General features: G+C 65.3%; 19 protein-coding genes. 13 read left to right on the top strand and 6 right to left on the bottom strand.

Annotation, left to right across the window (positions count from 1 at the left end):
- The first annotated feature begins 19 nt into the window (after window positions 1–19).
- From JQ573_RS19260 to JQ573_RS19215, 10 genes are all read left to right on the top strand, one after another.
- Window positions 20–1,675, top strand: a complete 1,656-nt coding sequence (locus tag JQ573_RS19260; protein ID WP_097673761.1) for a nitrite/sulfite reductase — start codon at window positions 20–22, stop codon at window positions 1,673–1,675.
- On the top strand, window positions 1,662–2,177 hold the full coding sequence (locus JQ573_RS19255) for a DUF934 domain-containing protein (protein ID WP_212314173.1): 516 nt from the start codon (window positions 1,662–1,664) through the stop codon (window positions 2,175–2,177). Before JQ573_RS19260 ends, JQ573_RS19255 begins: the two co-directional genes overlap by 14 nt.
- Window positions 2,174–2,902 (top strand): phosphoadenylyl-sulfate reductase, encoded by a 729-nt coding sequence (locus JQ573_RS19250; RefSeq protein ID WP_212314171.1) that lies wholly within the window; start codon window positions 2,174–2,176, stop codon window positions 2,900–2,902. The genes JQ573_RS19255 and JQ573_RS19250 overlap by 4 nt, the downstream gene beginning before the upstream one ends.
- Before the next feature lie 181 nt (window positions 2,903–3,083).
- A complete protein-coding gene (locus tag JQ573_RS19245) occupies window positions 3,084–4,085 on the top strand; it encodes a sulfate ABC transporter substrate-binding protein (protein WP_212314169.1) in 1,002 nt (333 codons plus the stop codon).
- Window positions 4,086–4,135: 50 nt separating this feature from the next.
- The gene (gene cysT, locus JQ573_RS19240; RefSeq protein WP_212314365.1) at window positions 4,136–4,942 is read left to right on the top strand and encodes a sulfate ABC transporter permease subunit CysT; all 807 of its coding nucleotides are present in this window, start codon (window positions 4,136–4,138) and stop codon (window positions 4,940–4,942) included.
- Between the two features lie 8 nt (window positions 4,943–4,950).
- On the top strand, window positions 4,951–5,913 hold the full coding sequence (cysW, locus tag JQ573_RS19235) for a sulfate ABC transporter permease subunit CysW (RefSeq protein ID WP_409334655.1): 963 nt from the start codon (window positions 4,951–4,953) through the stop codon (window positions 5,911–5,913).
- Window positions 5,903–6,952, top strand: a complete 1,050-nt coding sequence (locus JQ573_RS19230; RefSeq protein ID WP_212314168.1) for a sulfate/molybdate ABC transporter ATP-binding protein — start codon at window positions 5,903–5,905, stop codon at window positions 6,950–6,952. Before cysW ends, JQ573_RS19230 begins: the two co-directional genes overlap by 11 nt.
- Window positions 6,953–7,316: 364 nt before the next feature.
- Entirely contained in the window at window positions 7,317–7,814 is a 498-nt protein-coding gene (locus JQ573_RS19225; protein ID WP_076860877.1) for a CAP domain-containing protein, read from the top strand.
- 107 nt (window positions 7,815–7,921) lie between these two features.
- The gene (locus tag JQ573_RS19220; RefSeq protein WP_212314166.1) at window positions 7,922–9,106 is read left to right on the top strand and encodes a DUF3734 domain-containing protein; all 1,185 of its coding nucleotides are present in this window, start codon (window positions 7,922–7,924) and stop codon (window positions 9,104–9,106) included.
- Between the two features lie 12 nt (window positions 9,107–9,118).
- Entirely contained in the window at window positions 9,119–9,907 is a 789-nt protein-coding gene (locus JQ573_RS19215) for a 3-hydroxybutyrate dehydrogenase (RefSeq protein WP_092118875.1), read from the top strand.
- 131 nt (window positions 9,908–10,038) lie between these two features.
- On the opposite strand, the gene JQ573_RS19210 is transcribed toward JQ573_RS19215, so the two are convergent.
- Window positions 10,039–11,406, bottom strand: coding sequence for an oligosaccharide flippase family protein (locus JQ573_RS19210; protein ID WP_212314361.1), 1,368 nt, complete (start codon window positions 11,404–11,406; stop codon window positions 10,039–10,041).
- Between the two features lie 252 nt (window positions 11,407–11,658).
- Window positions 11,659–12,495 carry a protein-disulfide reductase DsbD domain-containing protein gene (locus tag JQ573_RS19205; RefSeq protein WP_212314165.1) on the bottom strand — a complete coding sequence of 279 codons (837 nt, stop codon included), beginning with the start codon at window positions 12,493–12,495 and terminating at the stop codon, window positions 11,659–11,661.
- 136 nt (window positions 12,496–12,631) lie between these two features.
- Here JQ573_RS19205 and JQ573_RS19200 point away from each other — a divergent pair, with 136 nt between their 5' ends.
- Entirely contained in the window at window positions 12,632–13,291 is a 660-nt protein-coding gene (locus tag JQ573_RS19200; RefSeq protein ID WP_176528924.1) for a YqgE/AlgH family protein, read from the top strand.
- 243 nt (window positions 13,292–13,534) lie between these two features.
- Here the strand turns inward: JQ573_RS19200 and JQ573_RS19195 are convergent, their stop codons facing one another.
- Together JQ573_RS19195 and JQ573_RS19190 are read right to left on the bottom strand one after the other, a co-directional pair.
- Window positions 13,535–14,422, bottom strand: a complete 888-nt coding sequence (locus JQ573_RS19195; protein ID WP_212314162.1) for a TauD/TfdA family dioxygenase — start codon at window positions 14,420–14,422, stop codon at window positions 13,535–13,537.
- Window positions 14,423–14,523: 101 nt separating this feature from the next.
- The gene (locus tag JQ573_RS19190) at window positions 14,524–15,303 is read right to left on the bottom strand and encodes an SDR family NAD(P)-dependent oxidoreductase (protein ID WP_212314161.1); all 780 of its coding nucleotides are present in this window, start codon (window positions 15,301–15,303) and stop codon (window positions 14,524–14,526) included.
- 182 nt (window positions 15,304–15,485) lie between these two features.
- Here JQ573_RS19190 and JQ573_RS19185 point away from each other — a divergent pair, with 182 nt between their 5' ends.
- Window positions 15,486–16,220, top strand: coding sequence for an SDR family NAD(P)-dependent oxidoreductase (locus JQ573_RS19185; RefSeq protein WP_212314160.1), 735 nt, complete (start codon window positions 15,486–15,488; stop codon window positions 16,218–16,220).
- Window positions 16,221–16,279: 59 nt separating this feature from the next.
- Complete coding sequence (locus JQ573_RS19180) at window positions 16,280–16,654, top strand: CsbD family protein (protein ID WP_212314159.1); 375 nt, start codon at window positions 16,280–16,282, stop codon at window positions 16,652–16,654.
- Between the two features lie 107 nt (window positions 16,655–16,761).
- Here the strand turns inward: JQ573_RS19180 and JQ573_RS19175 are convergent, their stop codons facing one another.
- Window positions 16,762–18,495, bottom strand: a complete 1,734-nt coding sequence (locus JQ573_RS19175; protein ID WP_212314357.1) for an SGNH family hydrolase — start codon at window positions 18,493–18,495, stop codon at window positions 16,762–16,764.
- 316 nt (window positions 18,496–18,811) lie between these two features.
- Window positions 18,812–20,191 (bottom strand): lytic murein transglycosylase, encoded by a 1,380-nt coding sequence (locus tag JQ573_RS19170; protein WP_212314158.1) that lies wholly within the window; start codon window positions 20,189–20,191, stop codon window positions 18,812–18,814.
- Window positions 20,192–20,208 lie beyond the last annotated feature (17 nt).

Below are 20,208 nucleotides of genomic sequence, written 5' to 3'. Positions count from 1 at the left end.
GGCGTAAGGCTCATCGAACATGTATGCTTATGACGAACTCGACCGCACGCTGATCAACGAGCGTGTTTCGGAATTCCGCGATCAGGTGAAGCGCCGCCTTTCCGGCGAGCTCACCGAAGACGAATTCAAGATCCTGCGCCTGCAGAACGGCGTGTATTTGCAGCTGCACGCCTACATGTTCCGCGTCGCGATCCCGTACGGCACGCTGTCGTCGAAGCAGCTGCGCCGGTTCGCCCATGTCGCGCGCCGCTACGACCGCGGCTATGGCCACTTCACCACGCGGCAGAACATCCAGTTCAACTGGATCAAGCTCGCCGAGCTGCCCGACGCGCTGGCCGATCTCGCCGAAGTCGGCATCCATGCGATGCAGACCTCCGGCAACAACATGCGCAACGTCACCTCGGACCAGTGGGCCGGCGTCGCGCCCGGCGAGATCGAGGATCCGCGGATCTGGTCGGAGCTGATCCGCCAGCACACCACGCTGCATCCGGAATTCTCGTTCCTGCCGCGCAAGTTCAAGATCGCGATCACTGCCGCCGAGCACGATCGCGCCGCCATCAAGATCCACGACATCGGCCTGCGCCTGCACAAGAATGCCGACGGCGAGACCGGCTTCGAGGTGCTGGTCGGCGGCGGCCTCGGCCGCACCCCGTTCATCGCCAAGACCATCAAGCCGTTCGTCTCCGGCCGCGATATCCTGAGCTACATCGAGGCGATCCTGCGCGTCTACAACCAGTACGGCCGCCGCGACAACATCTACAAGGCGCGCATCAAGATCCTGGTGCACGAGCTCGGTATCGAGAAGTTCGCCAAGGAAGTCGACGAGGAGTGGAAGGCGATGGGGGATGTCGGGCTGACGCTCGATCACACCGCCATCGAGGAGGTGCGCTCGCGCTTCTCCTACCCGGCCTACGAAAAGCTGCCGCACATGCCGGACGAGCTGAAGCAGGCCGCGCATGACAAGCTGTTCGAGCGCTGGCGCAAGAACTCGGTCTCGGCGCACAAGGTGCAGGGCTATTCGATCGTGACGCTGTCGCTGAAGCCGGTCGGTGGCCCGCCCGGCGACGCCACCGCCGAGCAGATGGACGCGGTCGCCGACCTCGCCGATAAATATTCGTTCGGCGAGATCCGCGTCGGCCACGAGCAGAACCTGGCGCTGCCGCACGTCGCCAAGCGCGACCTGCCGGCGCTGTTCAAGGCGCTCGACCGCCTCGGCCTCGCGACGCCGAACGTCAATTTGGTGACCGACATCATCGCCTGCCCGGGGCTGGATTACTGCTCGCTGGCCAATGCGCGCTCGATCCCGATCGCGCAGGAGCTGACGCGGCGTTTCGCCAACCACGACACCGCCGACCTGATCGGCCGGCTGCACATCAACATCTCCGGCTGCATCAATGCTTGCGGCCATCACCATGTCGGCCACATCGGCATTCTCGGAGTCGAGAAGAACGGTGAGGAGTTCTACCAGATCACGATCGGCGGCCGCGCCGACGAGAACGCGCAGTTGGGCACCTTGATCGGCCCGGCCGTTCCCTATGCGGAAGTCGCCGACGTGATCGAAGACATTGTCGAAGCCTATCTCGCGCTGCGCGACCGTCCCGAGGAATTGTTCGTCGATACGGTGAAGCGTCTGGGCGTCGAGCCTATCAGGGAGCGCGTCTATGCCACTCGTTAAGCAGGGAAGACTGACCACCGATCTGTTCGTGCATGTCGCCGACGGTGCCGAGCTGCCGGGCGACGGCGCGGTGCTGGTGACGGCCGAGCGCTTTCTCGCCGATCCGGAGGCGCTGCTGCGCCGCCCCGGCAAGCTGGGGGTGATCTGGCCGAACAACCGCAACCTCGACGAACTCGTGCGGCATCTCGATCGCCTCGCCTCGGTCGCGCTGGTGTTCCCGACCTTCCGCGACGGCCGCGCCTACAGCCAGGCCCGCCTGCTGCGCGAACGCTACGGCTATGACGGCGAGCTGCGCGCCACCGGGCAGATCCTGCGCGACCAGTTTGTGTTCATGACGCGCGCCGGCTTCGACGCCTTCGAGGTGAAGAAGGATGCTGACGCCGATGCGTTCGCCCAGACGATGAAGCGCTATTCGGTGTTCTATCAGCCGACCGGCGACGGCCGTGTCACCGCGCTCAACCGCCGCATGCAGCTGCGTCACTCGGAGAGCGCCGGCCAGTGAGCGCGCTTGTACCAGAGCTTGCAGCGGCGCCGGCCGCATTGCCCGCGGCCGATACGCTCGATCGCGCGCTGCGCAAAGCGTCGCCCGCCGAAGTGATCGCGGCCGCATTGCAGACGGTCGGCCGCGAGAGGCTGGCGCTGGTGTCGTCGTTCGGCACCGAGTCCGCCGCGCTGCTCAAGGTGATGGCGGACGTCGATCCGGCGATCCCGGTGGTCTTTCTCGACACCGGATGGCTGTTCGAGGAGACGCTGGCCTATCGTGATACGCTGATCAAGACGCTCGGCCTCACCGATGTGCGCTCGATCAAGCCCGACGAGCAGGCGCTGTCGCGTCTCGATCCGGACCGCGAATTGTGGTTTAGCGATCCCGACGCCTGCTGCCGCATCCGCAAGGTGGAGCCCCTGGCGCGCGCACTGAAGCCGTTCGCCGGCTGGATCAACGGCCGCAAGCGCTTCCAGGGCGGCGCCCGCGCCGACATCCCGGTCGTCGAGGACGACGGCGTCAGGCTGAAATTCAATCCGTTCGCCAACGTCTCGCGCGAGGAGATCGAGGCGATCTACACGCTCGGCAAGCTGCCGCCGCATCCACTTGTCGCATCGGGATATCAGTCGGTCGGGTGTATGCCATGCTCGAGCCGGGCAGCAGCCGGCGAGGATGCACGCGACGGCCGCTGGCGGGGCCGGGCCAAGACGGAATGCGGCATCCATACGATGAAGATGTCGTAGGGCACCGCGCCAGATCGCGATGGTTCATCGCGATTTGGCGACGTGACAAAGCCTTCGCGGTGCGGCGAGTTCGTAGCACAAGCGCGCTGCGCCGCTGAAAACAAAGAAAACCGGTTTCGTTGACTTAGGGCCACTTCACCGTGAGTTATGTCTTGCGTGTTCCCTGACATTCTCAGGTTGAATGGAGACAGAAATGATCCGTCGTATGCTGCCGCTGGTCGCGGGATTGTTGTGGGCGAGCTCGGCCTTCGCGGCCGACTATTCGCTGCTCAACGTGTCCTACGATCCGACGCGCGAGCTCTATGTCGATTTCAACAAGGCATTCGCCGCGGCCTATCAGAAGGAAACCGGCAAGAGCGTCGAGATCAAGCAGTCGCATGGCGGCTCGGGCTCGCAGGCGCGCTCGGTGATCGACGGATTGCAGGCCGATATCGTCACGCTGGCGCTGGCCTATGACATCGACGCGATCGCGGGCAAGGGTCTCATTGCCACCGACTGGCAGAAGCGGCTGCCGCTCAACGCCTCGCCCTATACCTCGACCATCGTGTTCCTGGTTCGCAAGGGCAATCCCAAGGGCATCAAGGATTGGGACGATTTGATCAAGCCCGGTGTTGCCGTGATCACGCCGAACCCGAAGACCTCGGGCGGCGCGCGCTGGAACTACCTCGCCGCCTGGGGCCATGCGCAGAAGAAGTTCGGTTCGGCCGACAAGGCGAAGAAGTTCGTCGCCGATCTCTATCAGAACGTGCCGGTGCTCGACACCGGTGCGCGCGGTTCGACCGTGACCTTCGTCGAGCGTGGTGTCGGCGACGTGCTGCTCGCGTGGGAGAACGAAGCGTTTCTGGCGCTGCGCGAATTCGGTCCGGACAAGTTCGAGATCGTGGCCCCGGCGCAGTCGATCCTGGCCGAGCCGCCGGTCGCCGTCGTCGACACGGTTGCCGACAAGAAGGGCACCCGCGCGGTCGCCGAAGCCTATCTGAAGTACTGGTACACCAAGGAAGGCCAGGAGATCGCCGCGCGCAACTCCTACCGGCCGCGCGATCCCGAGATCGCCAAGGAGTACGAAAAATCCTTCGCCAAGGTTGAACTTTTCACCATTGACGACATTTTTGGTGGTTGGACCAAGGCGCAGAAGGAACACTTCGCCGAGGGCGGCATCTTCGATCAGATCTACAAGAACTGATCGAGATTTCAGGGGGATATGTGAGCACAGCGGTTGCAAGGCGCAGTAGCCTGCCGGGGTTCGGTCTCACCATGGGACTGACCCTGACATGGCTCTCCGTTATCATCCTGATTCCGCTGGCCGCGCTGTTCCTCAAGACGTTCGAGCTCAGCCTCGATCAGTTCTGGGGCATCGTCACCAGCCGCCGCACCCTGAACGCCCTCAAGATTTCGTTCGGGCTTTCGTTTGCGGCCGCCTGCGTCAATCTGGTGATGGGCACCATCATCGTCTGGGCGCTGGTGCGCTACCGTTTTCCGGGCCGGCGGCTGTTCGACGCCATCGTCGACATTCCGTTTGCCTTGCCGACGGCGGTCGCAGGCGTGGCGCTGACGCAGCTGTTTGCCCAGAAGGGCTGGCTCGGCGCGCCGCTCGCCGAGCTCGGCATCAAGGTCGCGTTCACGCCAATCGGCATCTTTATCGCGATGGTCTTCATCGGCATTCCCTTCGTGGTGCGCACGGTGCAGCCGGTGCTGATCGATCTCGATCCCGAGATCGAGGAGGCGGCGGCGAGTCTCGGCGCCAATCGCTGGCACACGGTGTTTCGCGTCATCCTGCCGAGTTTGATTCCGGCGCTGCTCACCGGCTTTGCGCTCGCCTTTGCCCGCGCCATCGGTGAATACGGCTCGGTGATCTTCATCGCGGGCAACCTGCCCAACGTCTCCGAGATCGCGCCGCTCCTGATCGTGATCCGGCTGTCCGAATTCCGCTACGCCGATGCCACCGCGATCGCGGTGGTGATGCTGGTGGCCTCGTTCCTGATCATCTTCCTGATCAACCGGCTGCAGCGCTGGGCGCAAGCCCGCATTCCCGTGCATTGAGGTTCGAGATGTCGATGCAGACGGGATTGGCGACCTCGACCACACAGCTGCGGACCTACGCGCCCGCGACTGATGTCAGCGTTGCGGCCCCGGCGCCGCGGCTCGAGATCGCGCGGGCGGAGCCGGTCGCGGCGCGGCGCAACCCCCGCACCGAGCCGGGTCCGATCCGCCTCATCATCATCGCGCTGGCGATCGCCTTCCTCAGCATCTTCGTCGTGCTGCCGCTGGTCGTCGTGTTCGCCTCGGCCTTCTCGAAAGGCATCGTCGCCTATTTCGCGGCGCTGGCGGAGCCCGAGGCGCTCGCTGCGATCAAGCTGACGCTGCTGATCGCGGCGATCTCGGTCACGCTCAACCTCGTGTTCGGCGTGGTCGCGGCCTGGGCGATCTCGAAATTCGAATTCACCGGCAAGACCTTCCTGATCACGCTGATCGACCTGCCGTTCTCGGTCTCGCCGGTGATCTCGGGCCTGGTCTTCGTGCTGCTGTTCGGCGCACAGGGCTATTTCGGGACATGGCTGCAGGCGCGCAACGTCCACATCCTGTTCGCGGTGCCCGGCATCGCGCTGGCGACGATCTTCGTCACCTTTCCGTTCGTGGCGCGCGCGCTGATCCCGCTGATGCAGGAGCAGGGCACCCAGGAAGAGGAGGCGGCGATCTCGCTCGGTGCCTCCGGCCTGCAGACCTTCTTCCGCGTCACGCTGCCCAACATCAAATGGGGACTGCTCTACGGCGTCCTGCTCTGCAACGCGCGTGCGATGGGCGAGTTCGGCGCGGTGTCCGTCGTCTCCGGCCATATCCGCGGCGAGACCAACACGATGCCGCTGCTGGTCGAGATTCTCTACAACGAATATCAGTTCGTCGCGTCGTTCGCGATCGCGTCGCTGCTCGCGATGCTGGCGCTGATCACGCTGGTGGCGAAAACCGTTCTCGAGCGGCGGCTCGACGAGGCAGAGGTGCCCGATGGCGATTGAAGTCAAGAATATCGTAAAGAAGTTCGGCAGCTTTGCCGCGCTCGACAATGTCGATCTCAAGGTCGCCGACGGCGAGCTGCTGGCGCTGCTCGGCCCGTCCGGCTCCGGCAAGACGACGCTGCTGCGGATCATCGCAGGGCTGGATTGGCCTGACTCGGGTGAGGTCGCGATCGACGGCGAGAATGCGCTCTCGCGCGGCGCCAGCGAGCGTCAGGTCGGCTTCGTGTTCCAGCACTATGCGCTGTTCCGCCACATGACGGTGTTCGAGAACGTCGCGTTCGGCCTGCGCGTGCAGCCGCGCGCGATCCGCAAGGACGAGGCGACGATCCGCGCCCGCGTCAAGAACCTGCTCGATCTGGTGCAGCTCGACTGGCTTGCCAACCGCTATCCGAGCCAGTTGTCCGGCGGCCAGCGTCAGCGCATCGCGCTGGCGCGTGCGCTTGCGATCGAGCCACGAATCCTGCTGCTCGACGAGCCGTTCGGTGCGCTCGACGCCAAGGTGCGCAAGGAGCTCCGGCAGTGGCTGCGCTCGCTGCACAACGAGATCCATGTCACCTCGATCTTCGTCACCCACGACCAGGAGGAGGCGCTCGAAGTCGCCAACCGCGTCGTGGTCATGGACAAGGGCAAGATCGAGCAGATCGGCTCGCCCGGCGAGGTCTATGACAATCCGGCGACCGCCTTCGTGCACAGCTTCATCGGCGAATCCATCGTGCTGCCGGTCGATGTGGCTGGCGATGCCGTGCGGCTCGACGGCCGTCCCCTGAACATTCCGGCGCTGGGTGCGGCATCGGGCGCGGCAAAACTGTTCGTCCGCCGCCACGACATGGCGGTCGGCCCGGCGGGAACCGGGGCGCTGGAAGGCGCCATCCGGCATGTCCGTTCGTTCGGACCGATCCAGCGCGCCGAGGTGGCCCTCGCGGGGAGCGAGGGCAGGACCGTGATCGAGATCGACGCCCCCCGCGACCGTGAGCTGCAGGCCGGCGAAATCGTCTCGCTACAGCCCCGCCGCTACCGGATCTTTGCCGCCCAGGAGTAGGGCCCAGCCGGCGCACGCAAACCTCCCCTTGAAAAGGGGAGGTCGCTTTGCTCGCCAGAGCAAAGCGGGTGGGGATCCTCTCTCTCCACATCCAGCGTCGCCTGCGGCCGACCCACATCCGACCTTCCCCCTTTCAGGGGGAAGGAGAAGCGGACCGCTCGCTGGAGCTCCGTAGCCCGGATGGAGCGGAGCGAAATCCGGGGCTTCGTTCCTCGGATCGACTGTTCCCGGATTACGCTTCGCTTCATCCGGGCTACAGGCGCCGGAGATCGGTGGCTATTGATGGCCAAAAGTTAGCCGCTGTTCACCATTCAGCCACGGTTGGTATGCAACAACGACGGGCCAACCTTGGGGGTTTTCAGTAGTGAAACGGACGACGGTCGCCCTGTTCGGGCTTCTGGTGCTTGCCGGCTGCGGCACAGACACCAAAATCCCGGAAGAACCGGCCATGTATCTCAACATGGCGCAGCCCGGTGCCGTGCTGGACAGCCAGGCCGCCGCGATCATGTTTTCGCAGTACCGCCAGAACAATGGTCTCGGCACCGTCGTGGTCGATCCCGACCTGACGAGGCTCGCCGAGCAGCAGTCGCAGGCGATGGCCGCCCGCAACAAGATGGACCATGACGTGAAGGCCCCGCTCGGCAAGCGGCTGGAGGCCGGCGGCTACCCGGCGACGGTGGCGGTCGAGAACATCTCGGCCGGCTATCACACGCTCGCAGAGGCATTTTCGGGCTGGCGCGATTCACCGCCGCACAAGGCCAATATGCTCAAGAGCGGTGTCACAAAAATGGGCATCGCAGCGGTCTATGCTCCGAATACCAAATACAAGGTGTTCTGGACGCTCATTTTGGCGGCAACCTGAGCTCGATAAATTCCGCGTGATCTCCGCTCCATATCTCGTTGATTGACGCGGCTGCGAACAGCCGCCACGGTGCGCCCTTAAAGTCATTTCGAACCGAGCGGTTACGAATGGATACTTCGGATTCCGCGCCCGGCCCGACGCCGGCGCAAGCGCAGCGTGTGCTGGTGCTTCAGGGCGGCGGTGCGCTCGGCTCCTATCAGGCCGGCGCCTTTCAGGCGCTCTGTCACGCAGGCTTCGAGCCGGAATGGATCGCAGGCATCTCGATCGGCGCCATCAATGCCGCGATCATTGCCGGCAACGAGCCGGACATGCGCGTGCCGCGGCTGAAGGAATTCTGGGATATGGTGTCGGCGCCGGTGCCCTGGAATCCGGTCTCCAAGCATGAGCGCGCCCGCTCGCTGTTCAACGAGACCAGCGCCGCCATCATCGCGACCTTCGGCGTGCCCGGCTTCTTCACGCCGCGGATTCCGCCGGCGCCGCTGTGGCCGCCCGGCAGCTCGCAATCGCTGAGCTATTACGACACCGCGCCGCTGAAGAAGACGCTGGAACGGCTGGTCGACTTCGATCGCATCAACGATCTGAAGACGCGGCTATCGGTCGGCGCAGTCGGCGTCACCTCGGGCAACTTCCGCTATTTCGACAATTACGAGTTCAAGAAGCTCGGCAAGAAGATCGGCCCCGAGCACATCATGGCCTCCGGCGCGCTGCCGCCAGGCTTTCCCGCCGTCGTGATCGAGGGCGAGCATTACTGGGATGGCGGCATCGCCTCCAACACGCCGCTCGACTTCGTGCTCGATGAGGAGATCAGCCGCGATCTCCTGATCTTCCAGGTCGACCTGTTCAGCGCGCGCGGGCCGTTGCCGGAGACGCTGCTGGAGGCCGCCGAGCGCGAAAAGGATATCCGCTTTTCCAGCCGGACGCGGATGAACACCGACAAGAACAGGCAGGTCCACAACGCCCGCATGGCGGTGCGCGACCTGATCGGCAAGCTGCCCGATTACCTGAAGAACGATCCGTCGGTCGAACTGTTGCGCAAGGCCTCCAAGGAGAACACCGTCACGGTGGTTCACCTGATCTACAAGAGCAAGAATTACGAGAGCTCGTCGAAGGACTACGACTTCTCCCATGTTGCGATGGTCGAGCACTGGGGCGCAGGTGTCCGCGACGTGCATTTGTCGATGCGTCACAAAGAATGGCTAGAACGGCCACAGTCCGGCGAAACCATGGTGACTTACGACCTCACGGGGGACGAACCCACGCCCCCTGAAACGAAGTCCCCTGCAAGCAAATAGGAGCGAAGAACAATGGGTACGTTGACAGGCAAGACCGCCGTTGTGACCGGCTCGACCAGCGGCATCGGATTGGCTTATGCGCGCGCCTTCGCCGGCGCCGGCGCCAATATCGTGCTCAACGGCATGGGTGTGCCGGCCGACATCGAGAAGGAGCGTTCCGGCATCGAGACCGACTTCAAGGTCAAGGCGGCCTATTCGCCGGCCGACATGACCAAGCCGGCCGAGATCGCCGACATGATCGCGCTCGGTGAGAAGACCTTCGGTTCGGTCGACATCCTCGTCAACAATGCCGGCATCCAGTTCGTCTCGCCGATCGAGGAATTCCCGCCGGAGAAGTGGGAAGCGATCATCGCGATCAATCTGTCGTCGGCGTTCTATGGGATTCGCGCCGCGGTGCCCGGCATGAAGAAGCGCGGCTGGGGCCGCATCATCAACACGGCTTCGGCGCACTCGCTGGTCGCATCGCCGTTCAAGTCGGCCTATGTCTCGGCCAAGCACGGCATCGCCGGCCTCACCAAGACCGCCGCGCTCGAGCTCGCGCAGTTCAAGATCACCTGCAACTGCATCAGCCCGGGCTATGTCTGGACCCCGCTGGTCGAGCACCAGATTCCGGAGACCATGAAGGCGCGCAACATGACCAAGGAGCAGGTCATCAAGGACGTGCTGCTCGCCGCCCAGCCGACCAAGGAGTTCGTCACCTCGGAGCAGGTCGCCGCACTGGCGCTGTTCCTGTGCGGCGACGACGCCGCGCAGATCACCGGTGCCAATCTCTCGATCGACGGCGGCTGGACCGCGGAGTAGCGCGCGCGTCGCTGAGCTCGATGTTCGTCATGGCCGGGCTTGTCCCGGCCATCCACGTCTTTGGTGCCGATGGATTCTGAAGACATGGATGCCCGGGACGAGCCCGGGCATGACGCGGGGGAAGACCGAAGCTATTTCCCGAACGCCAGCACGTGCAGCCCGAGGCGCGAGCGCACCACGTAGAACAACAGGATGGTCTCGAAGACCAGCGACAGCGAGGTCGAGGCGGCGGCGCCCATGCCGCCAAAGCGCGGCACCAGCGTCATGCAGAGCCCGACATTCATGAAGAACGACACGGCATAGGCGGTCGCGCAGATGCTCTGGTGGCCGAGCATGTTCAACAACCGCTCCACCGGCCCGATCGCCGAGCGCACCACGAGCCCGATCGCGGCGACGAACATGATGCTGTAGCCGTCGACGAATTTGGGGCCGAACAGCCACAGCAGCGGCTTGCCGAAGGCGAGCAGGGCGATGGTCGCGAGCAACGAGGGCCAGAACGTCCAGCTGATGGCGTGTGCGACATAGGCCGACAGCCGCTCCTTGTCGCCGAGCGCGTTGTATTCGGCGAAGCGGTGCGCCGTCGTTGCCGACATCGCGTAGTGCACGAACGACACCAGCGCCAGCGTCTTCACCACGGCGAAGTAGATGCCGACCTCCTCGGAGGAGCGGAATTGCTGCAGCATCAGCACGTCGGTGTAGCCGAGCAAGAGATAGAAGCTCTCGACCAGCATGATCGGCAGCGAGATCGCGAACCAGCCCCTGACGTCGTAGGTCTTCTCGCCCGGCCCGAGATGGGCTTTGAGGCGGCGGTTCAGCACGATCATCTGGCCGATCGCCGCGATGTACACGGCCGCAGCACTCGCGATCATCGCCGCGGTCCCGCCGAGATTGAGGCCGAGCGCCAGCGCGCCGGCGGTCAGCGCGATGATCAGTCCCTGCCGCACGATGAACTGCGGCATCAGGCCGAGCTGCATCCAGTCATGCGCGCGCGAGATGCCGTCCTGGGTGTTGGCAACCACGAAGGGCGGCAAGGTCAGGCAGCCGATATAGAGCGGCACCACCGCGTTGGGATCGATCCAGGGCGAGGCGAGGTGGATCACGCCGGCGAGCAGCAGCGCCACCGTGCTCGACGCGGCAAGCACCACCCAGCGGCCGCCGGAGAGGAAGCCGCGCAGCGCGGCGAGGTCGCCGCGCGCGCGATATTCCGGGATGATCTTCTGCGAGGACGGCGCGATGCCGAAATCCATCGTGCTGCCGAGCAGCAGCACCCAGGTCCAGACATAGACATAGATGCCGTAGTCCGAGCCGCTCATCCAGCGCGCCAGCAGGATCTGCGCAAGATAGGCGATGGCGGCACTGACGACGCGGATGACGAAGATCATGCCGGCGAGGCGCTTGGTGACCGAAGCCTCCTTGGTGCCGCCGAGCAGGCGCGCGGCGAGGCCGCGCAGGCGTGCGGCCGGGCCCGATGGCACGGAGGTTGCGGATTGTGTCTCCATCACAGCCAAGGCGGAAAATTCCTAAAGCGCCGCAAGCCGGCAATGGCCCCGATCTATCAACGAAACGTTAAGATTGGGTTGGGTGACGGATGTTCCCATCTTGCGTCATCCCGGCGAAAGCCGGGATCCATAACCACAGGGAACAGTTGGTGCACACAGCTTGATCCCCAGCGTGCCTCAGACTGCAGCCGCGGAGTATGGGTCCCGGCTCCCGTGTGCAATTGTGCACCAAGCAGGAACGACGCCGCGCCGTCAGTTCAAATTGATATTGAATTCGTAGCTTTTGTCGCCGCCGACCAGCGTCAGCTTCAGCGCGGCGCCGTCCGCTTTGGCACCCGGCGGCAACCCGTCGAGCTCGAACGAGAAGCGCTTCACGCCTGGCGGCGCGTGCTCGACGAGCTTGGGCACGGGGAGCGCCCAGTCGGGCGTCGGGCCCTCGACGAACAGGCTGAGGTCCTTGGTTTCGGGCGCGGCGACATCGACCAGCACGTTGTTGCCGTCGCGCTTGACGTCGCGGATCGTGACCGGGGTGGGGTCGCCGATATTGGCGGGCTTCGGCACCGCATTGAGCGCCTCCGACAGCGCGGCGTCCTCGGTCGAGGCGACGCTGGCGAACGCGAGCTCGGCCTTCGCCTCCACCGGCACGCACAGCTTCTCGCACACCGCGTAGTTGATGTCGGCGCGCAGCACCAGCGGCTTGTCCGGATTTTTCGCCACGATGCGCAGCGGCAGCACCACCTGGTGCTTGTAGCCGAGCGAGGTACCTCCGGCGCCGTCGTCGAACTGGCGCGGCGCCGGCCACATCACCGTGACCGCATCGACATTGTCCGACCTGGAGAAATCGAATCGCGGCGGCACGCCGGAATCGCCTGGCGTGCGCCAGTAGGTTTTCCAGCCATCCTGCAACTGGAAGGCGATGCCGCCGAGCAGCACCGCGCCGCTGCGCGATCCCGCCAGCAGCCTGACCGCCGAATGCGTGTCCTGCTGCCACGGCGAGGCGTCGTCGGCGCGAACCTCCATTGCCACGGATGCGACGGAAAACAAGGCGGTGACGGCAAATGCGGCACGCATGGGAACTGTGACGACCATGAGACGTCTTTACCTGCAACTTTCGTTGCAAACCATTGAATTGCTTGTGATGCATCGCCGCACTGCGGCCGAAGGTTGATTGACAGAACGGCGACCCAATATCAGGATGCCAAATCAGCAGGAAAGGCCTTTGCGGATGCGCCCTGAAGGCAAAACAGGCAAGACTCGCAAGACCGCCGCCGGCAGAAGCCCGGCCGTCGGTCCCCATGCCACCGAAGATGGCTATCTCGATGGCCAGATGCTGATCGCGATGCCTGTGATGAACGACCCGCGCTTCGAACGCTCCGTGATCTACATGTGCGCGCATTCCTCCGAGGGGGCGATGGGGATCATCGTCAACCGGCCGGCCGGCAGCATCGATTTCCCGGGGCTGCTGGTGCAGCTCGACATCATCGAGAAGTCGGACCAGATCACGCTGCCGGAAAACGCCGAGATGATGAAGGTGATGAAGGGCGGCCCGGTCGACACCGGCCGCGGCTTCGTGCTGCATTCCAGCGACTTCTACATCCAGGATGCGACGCTGAATATCGACGACGGCATCTCGCTCACCGCGACCGTCGACATCCTCAAGGCGATCGCCAAGGGCTCCGGTCCCAAGCACGCGATCCTCGCGCTGGGCTATGCCGGCTGGGCGCCGGGCCAGCTCGAGAACGAGATCCAGCACAATGGCTGGCTGCATTGCGACGCCGATCCGGAGCTGATCTTCGGCACCGATGTCGACGAGAAATATGCACGCGCCCTGCGCAAGATCGGCATCGAGGCCGGCATGCTGTCGAACGACGCCGGCCACGCGTAGGTTGGCACGAGCGTAGCCACGATCTCTCCACGTTTTCGGTGTCGTCCCCGCGAAAGCAGGGACCCATAACCACAGGGCGTACGGATGGAGCGCGCTGGGGCCACAGCCTTCGCCATCACATGCATTCGTGGTTATGGGTCCGGGTCGCGCTTCGCTTGCCCGGGACGACGGCTGTGGGGTTGGCCACGCCAGCGGTGAGTTTGGCTATGACGGCTATAGGGTTGGCTACGATGGCGGAGCCCGCTACTCCGCCGCCTCCTGCGCCACCGTCGGCTGGGTGCCGGCGACCGTGGCGCGGCGCATGTCGCGGGGCTGCGACTGGTCGTAGCGGCGCACGCGGTGCACGGTCTGGCGGTTGTCCCACATCACGAGGTCATGCACCGTCCATTTGTGCACATAGACGAACTCCGGCTGCGTGGCGTGCTCGGTGAGATCGCGCAGCAGCAGCCGCGCCTCCGGCATGCTCATGCCCCTGATGGCGCCGGCATGCGAGGACAAATACAGCGACTTGCGGCCGTGCACCGGATGGGTGCGCACCAGGCGCTGCAGCACCGGCTTGAACATCTCCTTTTCCTCGTCGGTGTAGTCGAGGAAGCCGAGCGAGCCGCGCGAATACATCAGCGAGTGCTCGCAGATCATGTCGTCGATCTCGGCCTTGGTCTCGTCGTCGAGCGCGTCATAGGCGGCGCGCATGTCGGCGAACTCGGTGTTGCCGCCCTTCGGATTGACCACGCGCGCCGACAGCAGCGAGAATTTCGCCGGGATCGGCCGGAACGAGCTGTCGGAGTGCCACAGGCAGTTGCCGAGATTGAACAGGTGGGTGCGGTGATCCTTCGGCAGCGGCTTGCCGTCCTTGCCGAGATTGGAGACATCGTTGAGCCCGGAGGAGAGGCGGTAGTCTTCCTTCTTCGTCACCGTGCCGCCGCGCGCGTTCTCGCGCTCGCCGAAGTTCAGCGCGAACGCCATCTGCTGTTCGTCTGATATGTCCTGGCCGTGGAAGATGAGTACGGCGTATTTGTCCATGCCGGCCTCGATGTCGATCGCTTCCTGCTTCGTCAGCGGCTTGCGCAGATCGACGCCGGAGACGTCGCCGACGAAATGCTTGTGAAGCTGCCGGATCAGGACCGTCATTGGCGCATCTCCCCGTCTCTCGCGGGCGGTTGTCCCGCTTCGTTTGACGAGAAGGCTACTCCCGGCGCGCGCCCTGTCAACGCTTCGCGGCCAGACGCGGGTCAGGCATTCCGCGCCATCAACCCGCCGTCGACGGGAATCACCGCGCCAGTCAGGAAGGATGCCGCGGGCAGGCAAAGGCTCAGCGTCATGTGCGCGACCTCTTCCGGATCGCCGTAACGGCCGAGCGCGGTGCGGCGCTTGGCGTAGATCGTCTTGTGCTCTTCGGAGATGCGGTCGGTGATGGCGGTGCGGATCGGGCCCGGGCAGATACAGTTCACGGTGATGCCTTCGCGTCCCAGCTCCACCGCGAGCGAGCGGGTCAGGCTGGTGACGCCGCCCTTGGCCGCGGAGTAGGGGCTGTGCAGCCCGGTCGCGCCGAGCGCCTCGGTCGAGGCGATGTTGACGATGCGCGGCGAGCGCGACTTGCGCAGGTACGGCAGTGCGGCGCGGATGATGCGCGGATGCGCCGTCAGCATCACCGCGATGCCCTTGGCCCAGGCGTCCTCGTACCCGGGATCGTCGATCGCCACGCGCACCGAGATGCCGGCATTGTTGACGATGATGTCGAGCCCGCCGAAATGCGCGGCGACGTCGTTGACGACCCTGGCAATGGCGTCGCGATCGCTGACGTCGAGCGCCCAGGCCTTTGCCGAGCCGCCGCTTGCGGCGATCTCCTTCGCCACTGCCTGTGTGCCCTCTTCGGTGAGATCGGTGACCGCGACATTGGCGCCTTCATCGGCGAACACGCGCGCGGTGGCGCGGCCCATGCCGCTGGCGGCACCGGTGACGAGAACGGTGAGGCCCTTCACCGAGCGGCTGAGCTGTTTGAATTCGGACATGACGGATTCTCGCGAGATGAAATTTGGCGCGTTGTGAGACCGGCAACGCTGGCACCGATCCGCAAAGACGTCAAACCGCTGATCCGCTATCGCCGCGCGCGCAGCGCGTTAACGCAAGTTCTGCGTTGGCTTTTCGAAAAGGATCATGCTCAATCAAGAAAACAGCACGGGAGAGGAACGCGATGAACGAGCTCGATTTCGGCGGCAAGCAAGTACTGGTGATCGGCGGCTCCAGCGGCATCGGCAACGGCATCGCGCAGGCCTTCCGCGCCAAGGGCGCGCGCGTGAGTGTGTACGGCACCCGCGCGCAGGCGAGCGATTACTCCGCAGAAGAAGGCTCGCATCTCGATGGCCTTGCCTATGCGCAGCTCGACGTCAGCAATCCGCAGGCGATCGAAAGCCTCACGCCGTCGTTCGATCGGCTCGACGTGCTGGTGCTGGCGCAGGGCGCGGTGATTTACCGCCGCGGGGAATTCCAGATGGACGGCTTCCGCAAGGTGATGGAAGTCAATTTGATGAGCCTGATGGCCTGCGCCACCAAATTCCACGCCATGCTGAGCGCCGCCAAGGGATCGCTGATCATCGTGAGCTCGACCGCGGCCTATCATTCCACCATGGGCAATCCGGCCTACAACGCCTCGAAGACCGGCGCGGTTGGTCTGACCCGCACGCTCGGCGAGGCCTGGGCCGAGAACGGCATCCGCGTCAACGGCATCGCGCCGGGCCTCGTCGACACCAAGATGACCAAGGCGACGACGGCGAATCCAAAGCGGCTCGAAGGCGCGCTCGATCGCATTCCGCTGAAGCGTCTCGGCACGCCCGCCGACATGGCCGGCGCCGCGCTGTTCCTGGCCTCGCCGCTCGCCTCTTACGTCGTCGGCCAGACCATCATCGTCGATGGCGGGCTCATTCTTTAGCTCCAGGAACTTGTGCGAGGTTCCGCGGTTGGCCTCCTGACAGTTTCAGGGAGCACGTTATGGACAAGGATCGGATTTTAGGAACGGCGAAGGAATTCGCAGGCAAGGCCGAGGGCGCCGTCGGCGATGCGGCCGGCGACGCACAGACCCAGGCGTCGGGCCGCGCGCGCGAGGCCGCAGGCGCGGTGCAAGATCTCTACGGCCAGGCCAAGGACGCGGCGCGCGACGCCGCCGACACCGCGGTGAACTACGCCAAGGATGCTTATGAGAACCGCGGCGAGACCGTTCGCAGCGGCCAGAGGGCGATGGCGCAAACGGTGCAGGACAATCCGCTCGGTTCGCTCCTGATTGCCGGCGGCATCGGTTTTGCGCTGGCGCTGTTGATGACGCGCCAGCCGCGCCGCCCGCCGGCACGCTGGCGCTACTACGGTTGAGCGCCGTTACTTCGTAGGGCGGGTTAGCGGTAGCGTAACCCGCCGTTTCTCCACGCATGCGATATCGGCGGATTACGCCTTCGGCTAATCCGCCCTACAAATTCCGCCTACTGCCAGGGATTCCCCGGCACCGCGGCACGCTGTCCGACATTGCGCGGCGGGCGCGGTGGCGGTGCGACCAGCGGGCGCTGCTGCTGCGGCGCGCCGAATCCGAAGATGTCACGCAGCCAGGGCTGCGTCTGCGGCTGCTGTTGCGGCTGGGCCTGGGCCGGACGGAACACGCGCCTTGGCGGCTTCGGCGCGGTGATGATCGAGCCGTCCGGCGCGATCGCTGTGGTCGAGGGCGGCGGATTCGCAGGGCCACCCGCCGGGGCGGCCGGCGTGGTCGCGGCAACCGGCACGTCGCCCTTGGCCTGCTCGCGCCCCATCTCGCGGCGCGGCCAAGCGAAATCATCGGCCCGGCCGGCCGGCGGCGCCAGCGCTTCGCCCTTCACCAGCGTGCGCGCGGCGAGCGCGTCGACCGCGGCAGGCCGCGATCCGGGGCCGCCGAGCAATTGATCGGTACCGACCGTGGAGGCGACCAGCGGCAGCACGGGGCCGGCCAGCGGCCGCGGCGCGGGCTTGCCGGGCTCGGTGCTGGTCTCGGGCGTTGCCGGTTCGCTCGGCAGCGCGATCGGGCCGGTGCGCACCGCGAGCAGGCGGGTCACCTCGCGCTCGACATAATGCGCGAGCTTGCGCGCGCCGGCCTTGGTGAAGAACACGCCGTCATCGGAACGCAGCTTGCGCGGCTGGCCTTCGAAGTCCGGGCCCTTCGGCATGAAGCGGCCGGCCTCGTCGACAAAGCCGTCCCAGACGTCGACATAGGTGATGCCGGCCTTGCCGGCGCCGTCGCGATAGAGCGCGTCGAGGAACAGCATGTCCGACGTGCCCTTCTGGCCGCGGATCGCGGGCAGGCCGACCCACAGCACCGGCACGCCCTTGCTCTTCAGCACGTTGATCAGTTCCTCGATCTTCTTGCCGTAGAGCTCGACCCAGCGGTCGTCGCGGAAGTCATAGAGGCCATTGGGCGAGCGCGCGGTCTTTTCCGGCGCGGCCTGTGAGTCCGTGTCGGCGTCATCGGCTGGCAGCTCGGCATCGGCCGGCTTGCTGTCCGCCTTGCTATCGGTCTTGCCGTCAGTCTTGCCATCAGTCTTGGCGGCGGCATCGGGCTTGGCGTCCGGCTTGGCGCGCGCGTCTTTCTTCTCGTCCTTCTTGTCGACCTTCTTCTCCGCGACCGGTTCGCGGATCGCGGTGCGGTCGTTGAGGCCGAGCATCACGACAATGGCGTCGGGGTTCTCGGTGGCGAGAATGCCCTTGGCGGCCGCCGCCCAATCCGCCGGATCGCCCTTGGGCTGATAGCGGATCAGGCCGGAGACCGTCTTGTGCTTGCGGATCACGCCCATGTCGGGCTGGTCGGAATAGGCATCTTCCAGGCCATAGGCGAGCCAGTCGGCCATCGCGTCGCCGATCACGAGCACGTTGCGCTCGGCCGCGGCTTCGCGCTTCGCCGGCGGCGGAGCGCGCGAGAAATCCTCGCGCGGCCGCTGCGGCTGTGATGATTGCGGCTGCTGCTGGAATGGCGCGAAGAAATCGCCCCCGAACCAACCGCCACCGCCACCGCCGCCGTGCTGCGGCGGAGCGCGGCGCTGCGGTTGCGGCGGTCCGCCACCGAAGCCGGGGAAGCCGAAGAACTGCGCCGAGGCGGGCTCGGCAATGCCGATCAACAGCGCAAGCGCCACCGTCAGCGCGACCAGCGGACCGGCTTCGGTGAATATGCGCAGGAAGGATTTCGGCTTCGCCATCGAGTTCGTCGCAATGATCAGGAAGTACGTGAGCATATTAGCGGAATCGGGCCGCAAGCGGGCAGCTTTTCCACCATAAATCGGGTGCCCCCGGCCGCCGTCAAGGCGCCGGGCAAATATCGGAATTCACGGTTAGTTTTGGGGGAGGAGCACGTACCTCGTCATTCCGGGTTCGCTTGGCGCCCCGGAACGACATCGTTGAGCTGTTGTAGCCCGGATGGAGCGCAGCGTAATCCGGGACCAGACGAGCCGCATGGCGAGAACCCCGGATTTCGCTGCGCTTCATCCGGGCTACGGGCAGCCTGTGACCTCGACCCTACCGCCCCCGCAGCCGCTCCAGCACCTCTGATGTGGCGAAACCGTCGGCCGGCGCCCCGATCGACACCTGGAAGCCGCGCAGCGCCTCGCGGGTCTGGCCGCCGAACTGGCCGTCGGGCGTGCCTTTGTAGAAGCCGCGCTGGGCGAGCAGCTGCTGCAATTCCAGCCGTTCGGCGCGCGACAGCACCCGTTCCTGGCGCGGCCAGGGCTGCACGAAGGGCTGGCCGCCGCGCAGGCGATCGGCGAAATGGCCGATGGCGAGCGCATAGGCTTCGGCCGGGTTGTACTTCATGATCACCCGGAAATTCTGCAGCATCAGGAAGCCCGGACCTTCGACACCGGCGGGCGCCAGCAGATAGGCCTTGTCGGACGGCCGCGGAAACGGCTGGCCGCCCGGCCGCTTGACGCCGAGTTGCTCCCATTGCGACAGCGGCATCGCCTTGGCGCGGTCGGCCAGCATGTAGTTCAGGCCCTGCGGCAGCACCACCTCGTAGCCCCAGCTCGCGCCGGTCTGCCAGCCGTCCTTCTTCAGATTGTTGGCGGTCGAGGCGATCAGGTCGCTCGGATCGTCGACGACGTCGCGGCGGCCATCGCCATCGCCGTCGACAGCGTAGCGCTTGAACGCGGTCGGCATGAATTGGGTCGGGCCGAACGCGCCGGCCCAGGAGCCGCGCATTTGTTCGGGCCTGAGATCGCCGCGGTTGAGAATTTCCAGCGCCGACAGGAACTCGTCCTTGAAATAGGCCTGGCGGCGGCCGATGCAGGCGAGCGTCGCGGTCGACTGCACCACGCTGCGGTCGCCCATCTGGGTCGAGTAGTTCGACTCGATGCCCCAGATCGCTGCGATGATGTAGCGATCGACGCCATACGCCTTCTCGGTCGCGTCGAACTGCGGCTTGTACTTCACAAGGATCTCGCGGCCCCTGGCGAGCCTGGTGTCGCTGACGAGAATGTCCAGATAGTCCCAGATCGCCTTGGTGAATTCCGGCTGCGAATCCAGCAAATCCATGATGCGCAGGTCGGGCTGCAGGCCCGCGGTGAAGCGCTCGAAATTTTGCTGGGTGATGTTGCGCCGCGCGGCATCCGGCCACATCGCCGCGACGCAGTTCGGGAAGTCGGATGCGGCCTGGCGGATCGCGGCAGCCGTCATCAAAGGATGGCCGGAGGCGCCGTCTTCTCCGCTCCAGGGCGGCGCTGCGCCGTCCTGTCCGGTTGCGGCCTGCGGCGGCGTCGCGGCGTTCGGAGAGAAGATGCTGTCGATCAGGTTGGTCAGGCCGTTGCCGGCCGATTGGGCTTGCGTCGCGCCCGGCAGCAGCAGGGCCAGCGCGATCAGGCTCGCGCTGCAAAGCCTGGTCCTTGATGTTCCGGTCGCGCGCATATGTCGTGTGCCTGTCA

The organism is Bradyrhizobium sp. AUGA SZCCT0105, assembly GCF_018129565.1.
Taxonomy (GTDB): domain Bacteria; phylum Pseudomonadota; class Alphaproteobacteria; order Rhizobiales; family Xanthobacteraceae; genus Bradyrhizobium.
The sequence above is the reverse complement of the archived record's forward strand: the minus strand, read 5'-3'. Positions and strand labels throughout refer to the sequence as shown.